Here is an 8,383-nt window from a genome sequence, read left to right on the forward strand (position 1 = left end):
TGGGCGAGTGCTACAAATTAATGGGCAAACGCGATGAAGCCTTGGCGACTTGGTTGGCAGGCTACGATTACAACCCGCGCCGTGCCGAGTGTCTCTACCTTGCGCAAACCATGCTGCGCCAGGAAGGGAAATACCGCATTTCCCATGCGATCGGCCTGATGGCGAAACGCATTCCTTTCCCTAAAGATGATATTCTTTTTGTCCAAAGCAATGTTTATCAGTTGGACATCGACTATGAATTGTCGGTTACCGCCTATGCGGCCGGCGATTTTCGCCAAGGCTACGAGTCTTGCCGACACTTGCTCCTGCTTAATGTACGCGAGGCATTGACCACGGTGACCATGCAAAATATGTGGCTCTACCGCGAACACGCGCAAACTGAAACGCGCGAAGTGTTGGAGCAGCTGGTGGCCGTCATGCAGCCTTATGCAGCGCAGGGCGGACGTTTGGCGGAAGTAACCGAATATTTTGCCGATATTTTGAAAAACCGTTAATCAGGATTTTGACCCAGCCGTCAGGCCGTCTGAAAGGAATTTTTTTGAGCAAGCGCAATCTGTTTTCCGTCGATAAATCTTTGGAAAAGCCCGAACGCGTCCTCTTGGTCGGCGTGATGTTGACGGCGGACTATTCCGGCGCAAACGAAACGCGTGAGCGCGGCTTTCAGACGGCCTTGACCGAAGCGGCAGAATTGGTGGGCGCGGCCGGCGGCGATTTGGTTTCTATCGAAACTTCGCGTCGCGACAAACCGCATCCGGCTTTATTTGTCGGTACGGGCAAGGCGGAAGAATTGGCGGCAGCGGTCAAGCAGCATGATGTCGGGTTGGTCGTGTTCAACCACGAACTCACGCCGACACAAGAGCGTAATCTGGAAAAAGAGCTTCAATGCCGTGTCCTTGACAGAGTGGGTTTGATTTTGGCGATTTTTGCCAAACGCGCCCAATCGCAGGAAGGTAAGTTGCAGGTGGAGCTGGCTCAGCTGAACCATTTGAGCGGACGGCTGGTACGCGGTTATGGACATTTGCAAAGTCAGAAGGGCGGCATCGGCTTGAAAGGGCCGGGCGAAACCCAGTTGGAAACCGACCGCCGTTTAATCGGGCAAAAAATCACGGCATTGAAAAAACAGCTTGCCGATGTCCGCAAACAACGTGCCACGCGCCGCAAATCGCGCATGAGCGGCCGTCTGAAAACCTTTGCCATCGTCGGCTATACCAATGCCGGAAAATCCAGCCTGTTCAACCGTTTGACTAAAGCGGACGTATTGGCGAAAGACCAGTTGTTCGCCACTTTGGATACCACTGCGCGCCGGCTTTTCCTGTCGCACGAGGCGAGCGTGATTTTGACCGATACCGTCGGCTTCGTCCGCGATTTGCCGCACAAGCTGGTGTCGGCGTTTTCCGCTACTTTGGAAGAGACAGCGATGGCGGATGTGCTGCTGCACGTCGTTGATGCGTCCAATCCCGATTTTGAACGGCAAATGGACGATGTCAACGAGGTCTTGGAAGAAATCGGCGCGCATGAAATTCCGCAATTGGTGGTGTACAACAAAATCGATTTGCTGCCGTCGGGTATGCGTGAAGCAGGCATTTTGCGCGACAATTCCGGACAGGCGGTCGGCGTGAATGTTTCCGTTGCCGAAAGTTTGGGCTTGGACGGTTTGCGTGAAGCGATGATTGAATTGGCCGTACAGCCGAATACTTGATGTTTAAATGAAACAAGGCCGTCTGAATCTTCAGACGGCCTTACCGTAAAATTCTAAATCTGAGGATTATGCCGACAGAGGGCTTTTCTTTTTGAACACGCTTTCGTAAAGCATCCAAGCGGCGAGGCTCAGGTATACGGTGCTGGACAAAATGCCGATAACGGCAAAAATAGGCATAAGGCGATCAATCATGGTGAGGTTTCCCAATAAGTTAGTTTTATAAGTAAATGTGTGTTTTTTGATTTCCGTCTTCGCGGAATACCTAAAGTATGCTGCTTAAATGGATTGAGGTCAACAAAGAATGTATCGGGATTTTTAAAAAAGTTCCATTTTTACATTAAAATAATCGGAAGTTTTTAAAGATAAACGGTATTTATATGTTACCGTTCATCGTTTGATAAACGGTCAATGCTTTGTTTTCCATATTTTTTACAAAATCCGACAGCCTGTTAATTCAAAATTGAATGAAAAGAGGCGGAAAAACGCTTTTTGCTAAAATGTAACACCCTGGGACGGTTGTTTCAGGCCGTCTGAAAAATAAATCGAACACATGATGACATCTCCCACACATCCCCAAAAAAACTGTTTCCATTGCGGGCTTGAAGTCCCCGAGCATCTGCATCTGACGGTTCGTTTTGAAGACGAAGAACATGAAACCTGCTGTGCAGGCTGCCAAGCGGTGGCGCAGAGTATTATTGATGCCGGTTTGGGCAATTATTACAAACAGCGTACCGCCGACGCGGAAAAATCCGAATTGCCGCCGCCGGAAGTGTTGTCGCAATTAAAGCTGTACGATTTGCCCGAAGTGCAGGCGGACTTTGTCGAGGTAGGCGTTGGGGATGAACGCGAGGCGGTATTGATGCTGGGCGGCATTACCTGCGCCGCGTGTGTGTGGCTGATTGAGCAGCAGTTGCTGCGCATGAAGGGCGTGGTGCGTGTGGATTTGAATTACAGCACACACCGCTGCCGCGTGGTGTGGGACAGCGCCCACATCGAATTGTCGGATATTTTGCTGAAAATCCGCCAAACCGGTTATACCGCCGCGCCTTATGATGCGCAAAAAATCGAAGCGCAGGCGCAGAAAGAGCGCAAGCAGTTTATTGTCAGATTGGCCGTGGCCGGTCTGGGTATGATGCAGACGATGATGTTTGCCCTGCCGACTTATTTTTACGGTGGCGACATTGAGCCGCTTTATTTGGAAATTCTGCATTGGGGCGGCTTTTTGATGGTGTTGCCCGTTGTGTTTTACAGCGCGTTGCCGTTTTACCGCGGCGCATGGCGCGACTGGAAAAACCGCCGTGTCGGCATGGATACGCCGATTGCCATTGCCATTGTAATGACCTTTATCGCCGGTATTTACAGTCTGGCCACCAATGCAGGGCAGGGCATGTATTTTGAATCCATCGCCATGCTGCTGTTTTTCCTGTTGGGCGGGCGTTTTATGGAACAGATTGCCCGACGCAAAGCAGGCGATGCGGCGGAGCGGTTGGTCAAACTGGTTCCGGCATTCTGCCACCGTTTGCCTGCTTATCCTGAAAGCGAAGCCATCGAGGAAGCCGCAGTCGTCCGCCTCAATATCGGCGATACGATTGTTGTGAAGCCCGGCGAAGTCATTCCGGTGGACGGTACGGTTTTGTCCGGCGAGAGCGAAGTTAACGAAGCCATGTTGACCGGGGAAAGCCTACCCATCGTGAAAAGGCCGTCTGAAAAAGTAACCGCCGGCACGCTTAACACCAGCAGCCCTTTAATCATCCGCACCGACCATACCGGCGGCAACACGCGCCTGTCCCATATCGTCAAACTGCTCGACCGCGCGCTGGCGCAAAAACCGCGTGCCGCCGAGTTGGCAGAAAAATACGCGTCCAGTTTTGTGTTTGGCGAACTTTTGCTTGCTATTCCCGTTTTTATCGGCTGGGCTTGGTATGCCGACGCGCACACTGCCTTATGGATTACCGTTGCCCTGCTGGTCATTACCTGCCCGTGCGCCTTGTCGCTTGCCACTCCGACCGCGCTGGCCGCTTCGACCGGTGCACTGGCCAAAGACGGCATTCTCATCAGCGGCAAACAAAGCCTGGAAACCCTTGCCCAAATTGACGATGTCGTGTTCGACAAAACCGGTACGCTGACCAAAGGGCAGCTTTCCGTCAGCCGGATGTTGTCCGCAGGCCGTCTGAACGAAGCCCAAGCCCTTGCTATTGCCCAAGCATTGGAGCAGCAATCCGAACACCCCATCGCCCGTGCCATTTTAAACCATACGCTTTCAGACGGCCCTGTATCCGCGCTTGATGTGAAAGTGCAGCAACGGGTCAACCGTATCGGACACGGCGTCAGCGCGCAAATCGAATTGTATGGCGAAACCCAAGTGTGGGCTTTGGGCAAAGCGGCGTTTGTTGCGGAAATTGCCGGGAATCTGCCCGAAGCCTTTACCTATATCGACCACACAGGCGGCATTATTTTCTTGGGCAATCAAAGCGGTTTTCAGACGGCCTTTTTACTGGAAGACCAAATCAAAGACAGCGCCGCTGAAATGCTGCAAAACCTGAAGCAACACGGCATCCGTCTGCACCTTTTAAGCGGCGACCGTCAGGCTGCCGTCGCCCAAGTCGCGCAAGAGCTGGGTTTGGATGCCTATTGTGCCGAAGCCACGCCGGAAGACAAGCTGGCTTATGTGGAAAATCTGCAAAAACAAGGGCGTAAAGTCATGATGATCGGCGACGGTATCAACGACGCCCCCGTCCTCGCCCAAGCCGACGTGTCGGCCGCCGTGGCCACGAGTGCCGATGTGGCGCGAGACGGTGCCGATGTGGTTTTGCTCAATGACGATTTGAACGTTTTGCCCGTGATGATGGAACAGGCACGCCGCACCCATCAAATCATCCGCCAAAACCTGACTTGGGCGAGCGCATACAATCTGGTTGCCGTTCCTCTGGCCGTGTTTGGTTACGTGACCCCATGGATCGCCGCGCTCGGCATGAGTTTCAGCTCGCTGCTGGTGTTGGGCAATGCCTTGAGATTGTTGAAAACCAAAAAGGCCGTCTGAAAACGGCCAATCCATTGCCTAAACGAAAGAATACGCCATGCCTAAAGCCACTTTTTATACACACGTAGCCCGACCGGCTGCCTTTGCCTGCCGCCTGATTGCGCGCGCCATACGCGATGGCGGGCAGATTTTGGTGTGGTCGGATTCTGCCGCGGCAGTGCAGCAACTCGACATTGATTTGTGGCAGCAGATTCCCGAAAGCTTTATTCCGCATGAAGTCTGGCTGCCTACCGACCCCATGCCGTCTGAAACGCCGGTATTGCTTGCGTTTGGAAACGCATTACCGAATATTCCGCAGGATTGCACGGTTTTAAACCTGTCTGCCGATTTCTGGAGCCAAGCCCCGGCGATTCCAAACCGTATCCTTGAAATTGTGGGCAACAGCTTAGAAGATTTGGCCGAAGCCAGAGACCGTTTCCGAGCTTATCGTCAGAGCGGATTTGAGATTGAGCATTTTTTGAGAGAAGGAAAGGATTGAGGATTGAAGATATTCAAGGCCGTCTGAATATAAACAAAGGGACATTTTGATGATGTCCCTTTATTTTTTAGATTGATTATCGGAAGGCTTCGCGCCATATGCCATAAAATATGAGGCAACAGCAGAAAGCGTAGAAATAGTGGAAAAAGCGTTCGAAAAGGGAAGTATTGGCAAGATACCATTGAACAGACTGATGGTGGTGTTGGGGATTTTTGAGGATTAAGTTGGGGAAACGGACAATCGAAGGTACGGCAAGCAAGTCAAACAGATTGAGGAAGATAGTAACCAATAATGAAAAACCGATTGTCTCATGAAATACGTCGAATGGCTGCAATGACAGGGTGTGTGCAAATAGGGAGGTCAGGGCAGATTTGTTGGATATCCATAAATAAAACAGCCCACCGATAGACAGGTAAAGCGCAAACCGGACCCATATGGATAGTTTGCGTGGTAAATAAAGGATAAAGAATAAGTTGAGCAGGATAAAGAAAATAGGAAAAACGGATTTCATGGGTTTGTTTGCTTACAGTTTGGTATTTAAAGCTGCTAAGGGAAACGCATTACTGCTTGTATGAAGGGCTACCAGCCATTCTATTTTAGGCCGTCTGAAAAAGATTTGCGTAAGGGCAAGGGTTTCAGACGGCCTTAAGTTTTTTGAAGTCAAAATCCGATGGTTCAGAATTAGGTTTTTGCGACCGCATTGGCGAAATAGCGGTTGGATACCGGATTGAAGATGAGGAGCAGCAAAACAGGGTGGAGTATGGATTGAATAATGATTTGTTGAGAACTATAGCTCGCCATATCGCTATACACCATGATCAGCGAAGCGGCCGCCAGCACAACAGCCAGCCAACGGGCAGAACGGTTGCCTGAAAGCAGGCCGACGGCAATAAATACCGGCAAGGAAAGGAGTATGAAGTATAGGGGCATAGACAGCCACCAAGGCAGGAAAGGGAATGCCAAGGCTGCAACCTCTATCAGTACATCGCCCGAATAAATTGCAAGAGCAACAGTGATAAAGCAAGTAAGGGCAGTTAGGATGAAATAGAGAACTGCGGCGATGGTAACAGGGATTGGACGTTTCATGTAATAAAAGCCTTGGAGAGGATAAGGATTAAAATCGGTATCGGCCAAACCTTGTCATTAAAGGCGATGGCCGTCTGAAAGCAGACTATTCGTCTTTCTCAAATGAAGAAAGCTTGATGATGGCAGGCTGGAAGACTGCAACCAAATAGATCATGATAGGGAGGATAAGATACGTAAAAGGAATATCTGCGCGCAATAGTGCAATCAGAAAGGCAAGGTATAAGGTCAGCAGGGCAAGGAAAATAACGCTCTTTTTCCATGTCGCTTGGCGGATTTCTTTTGCAGTCGGTTGCTTATAGCGGACTTTTTTGTGGCAGGTCGGACATTCTTTAATACTTTTCAATCCTTTGAATGCACTACCTCGAATCGGATTGGAACAATGCGGGCAAGAGAATGGGGACGGTTTCATCGTTTTTTTATCGGGCTGGATAAGGCATTGCCCATCCGGAAAAGCGGGTTGGATGGGCAACGTATATGTTTATTCGTCTTTTTCAAAAGATGAAAGTTTGTTTTGAATCGGGATAATGTAGTAGACGAGAAAGCCGATAACTAATACCGTACTGATATATGGGGGGAATGTACCAAACAGGCTGATCATTATTGCCGCTACGATGCAGACAACGACTACAAAAATAGCGAAAGGCTTCAGCAAAGCTTTGAAATATTCGCCGACAGGCGGCTTTTTGAATTTGACTTTTTTATGGCAGGAAGGACATTCTTTGACTGCGGCCAAACCTTTAACCAATCCGCCTTGGATCGGAGCATGGCAGTGTGGGCAGGGGAGTGAAGGATTAAGATTGTTCATTGTATTCAATCTGACTTAGGGTTTGGAAAGGTGGTATCGATATTGCCGATACCACCGCTATTTATCGGAAACAATAGGCTTATTGGGAATATTTTTTACCTAAAGCTTCGGCTGCTTTTTGTAATTCTTGATTGGCTGCACGCAGGGTTTCTTGCAATTTTTGAGATTTTTCTTGGAAATCATTGGCAAATTTGAGCGAATCTTTATCTTTGCCGTTGATAGTCAGCTCAGAAGCATGTTTGCCGGCATAAATCATCATGTTGTTGGCAGCACTACTGACTTGTAATGCACGATCCAGAACTGCTTTGATTTCAGGATCTTTGATATCGAGGGCAGCTGCGCTCTGATGGAATTGTTCCAGTGCGGCAGTCAGTTTGTTCATCTGCTCCAAAGCTTCTTTTTCTTTATTTTGGTTAGCCAAGTTTTGCAATTATAGGCCTAGCTGAGTAATTTTTTGAGCTTCTTCACCGGTGGTGAAGTGAATGAATTTTTGCAATTCGGCAAGACCGTCTGGAGATTTTTTATCGGAAATAACGATAGGCTCGGCCAGCTTAGGATCTGCTTCAGGGAATTCACTCAAAGCTTTTTCGTATTTGTTGGCCGGGCTAGATTCGCTTTGGGCAACTTGTTCTGCCGGTTTGTCGCTGCTGCCTTTATTGCCGGAGTCGCCGCAGGCTGCCAGTAGGGAAGCGGACAAGATCAGCATACCGAATTTGTTTAATACGTTCATATTAGGATTCCTTCTTAAGTTAGGGGAAACGGGAAAATTTGTTTTTATTGATGAGTGTAGATAATTATTTGTACTTTTGTTCTATTTTATTACAAATTTGTTTATTTTTCATAAATTAGGTTAAGTGGTATGTTTTTGGAATTAAACGGCAAAGATGGATGGTTATAAATTTTTGAATGTATATAATGAAATTAACAAGGGTAATAAGGTTGGCTATGCTGTTTTGAACTAAAGTAGATTTTTTATTAAGATATTGTTGGTTGATGCGATAGGAATAAAAAGGCCGTCTGAAACAATAAAGTTTCAGACGGCCTTTTTGATTGGCTGGAATTAGTTGCCCAAGTCGAATGCTTTATGCAGAACGCGGGTGGCCAGTTCCATGTATTTTTCGTCAATCAGGACGGATACTTTGATTTCTGAAGTTGAAATCATTTGGATGTTGATGCCTTCTTCTGCGAGGGTGCGGAAGATTTTGGCGGCTACGCCGACGTGTGAACGCATGCCCAAGCCGACTGCGGAGACTTTGCATACGGTGTCGTCGCCGT

11 protein-coding genes and 1 pseudogene are annotated in these 8,383 nt (G+C 48.8%); 4 read left to right on the forward strand and 8 right to left on the reverse strand.

Going from position 1 to position 8,383, the window contains the following annotated elements; translation table 11 throughout:
* Both ACTHUT_RS10585 and hflX read left to right on the forward strand, forming a co-directional pair.
* Nucleotides 1–494: pseudogene (locus ACTHUT_RS10585) on the forward strand (glycosyltransferase); the annotation flags it as partial.
* Nucleotides 495–538: 44 nt separating this feature from the next.
* Nucleotides 539–1,699, forward strand: coding sequence for a GTPase HflX (gene hflX / locus ACTHUT_RS10590; RefSeq protein ID WP_440385566.1), 1,161 nt, complete (start codon nt 539–541; stop codon nt 1,697–1,699).
* Between the two features lie 66 nt (nt 1,700–1,765).
* Here hflX and ACTHUT_RS10595 read toward each other — a convergent pair whose 3' ends face one another.
* Nucleotides 1,766–1,891, reverse strand: coding sequence for a hypothetical protein (locus tag ACTHUT_RS10595; RefSeq protein WP_003678791.1), 126 nt, complete (start codon nt 1,889–1,891; stop codon nt 1,766–1,768).
* Nucleotides 1,892–2,252: 361 nt separating this feature from the next.
* Between ACTHUT_RS10595 and ACTHUT_RS10600 the strand changes: the two genes are divergently transcribed.
* Together ACTHUT_RS10600 and ACTHUT_RS10605 are read left to right on the forward strand one after the other, a co-directional pair.
* Entirely contained in the window at nt 2,253–4,739 is a 2,487-nt protein-coding gene (locus ACTHUT_RS10600) for a heavy metal translocating P-type ATPase (protein WP_440385849.1), read from the forward strand.
* Between the two features lie 37 nt (nt 4,740–4,776).
* Nucleotides 4,777–5,217, forward strand: coding sequence for a DNA polymerase III subunit chi (locus ACTHUT_RS10605; RefSeq protein WP_440385567.1), 441 nt, complete (start codon nt 4,777–4,779; stop codon nt 5,215–5,217).
* A 76-nt stretch (nt 5,218–5,293) separates the two neighbouring features.
* Here ACTHUT_RS10605 and ACTHUT_RS10610 read toward each other — a convergent pair whose 3' ends face one another.
* From ACTHUT_RS10610 to ACTHUT_RS10640, 7 genes are all read right to left on the reverse strand, one after another.
* Nucleotides 5,294–5,728 (reverse strand): hypothetical protein, encoded by a 435-nt coding sequence (locus ACTHUT_RS10610; protein WP_440385568.1) that lies wholly within the window; start codon nt 5,726–5,728, stop codon nt 5,294–5,296.
* Between the two features lie 170 nt (nt 5,729–5,898).
* On the reverse strand, nt 5,899–6,303 hold the full coding sequence (locus tag ACTHUT_RS10615) for a hypothetical protein (RefSeq protein WP_440385569.1): 405 nt from the start codon (nt 6,301–6,303) through the stop codon (nt 5,899–5,901).
* A gap of 85 nt (nt 6,304–6,388) precedes the next feature.
* Entirely contained in the window at nt 6,389–6,712 is a 324-nt protein-coding gene (locus ACTHUT_RS10620) for a dimethyl sulfoxide reductase (RefSeq protein WP_107696962.1), read from the reverse strand.
* A 69-nt stretch (nt 6,713–6,781) separates the two neighbouring features.
* Nucleotides 6,782–7,108: a purine permease gene (locus ACTHUT_RS10625; protein WP_231288058.1), complete on the reverse strand. Its 327-nt coding sequence runs from the start codon at nt 7,106–7,108 to the stop codon at nt 6,782–6,784.
* A gap of 79 nt (nt 7,109–7,187) precedes the next feature.
* Nucleotides 7,188–7,538, reverse strand: coding sequence for a hypothetical protein (locus ACTHUT_RS10630; RefSeq protein WP_440418782.1), 351 nt, complete (start codon nt 7,536–7,538; stop codon nt 7,188–7,190).
* Nucleotides 7,539–7,838, reverse strand: coding sequence for a hypothetical protein (locus ACTHUT_RS10635; RefSeq protein WP_440385571.1), 300 nt, complete (start codon nt 7,836–7,838; stop codon nt 7,539–7,541).
* A gap of 330 nt (nt 7,839–8,168) precedes the next feature.
* On the reverse strand, nt 8,169–8,383 hold a 215-nt coding region (locus tag ACTHUT_RS10640; protein ID WP_440418783.1), incomplete at its 5' end, for an ACT domain-containing protein.

This window comes from Neisseria sp. P0022.S010 (genome assembly GCF_051956635.1).

Bases quoted from the DNA above. Each gene is read 5' to 3' on its own strand.
- ACTHUT_RS10605 (WP_440385567.1), top strand. From the start codon at position 4,777: ATGCCTAAAGCCACTTTTTATACACACGTAGCCCGACCGGCTGCCTTT.
- ACTHUT_RS10625 (WP_231288058.1), bottom strand. From the start codon at position 7,108: ATGAACAATCTTAATCCTTCACTCCCCTGCCCACACTGCCATGCTCCG.
- ACTHUT_RS10635 (WP_440385571.1), bottom strand. From the start codon at position 7,838: ATGAACGTATTAAACAAATTCGGTATGCTGATCTTGTCCGCTTCCCTA.
- ACTHUT_RS10595 (WP_003678791.1), bottom strand. From the start codon at position 1,891: ATGATTGATCGCCTTATGCCTATTTTTGCCGTTATCGGCATTTTGTCC.
- ACTHUT_RS10620 (WP_107696962.1), bottom strand. From the start codon at position 6,712: ATGAAACCGTCCCCATTCTCTTGCCCGCATTGTTCCAATCCGATTCGA.
- ACTHUT_RS10615 (WP_440385569.1), bottom strand. From the start codon at position 6,303: ATGAAACGTCCAATCCCTGTTACCATCGCCGCAGTTCTCTATTTCATC.
- ACTHUT_RS10610 (WP_440385568.1), bottom strand. From the start codon at position 5,728: ATGAAATCCGTTTTTCCTATTTTCTTTATCCTGCTCAACTTATTCTTT.
- ACTHUT_RS10600 (WP_440385849.1), top strand. From the start codon at position 2,253: ATGACATCTCCCACACATCCCCAAAAAAACTGTTTCCATTGCGGGCTT.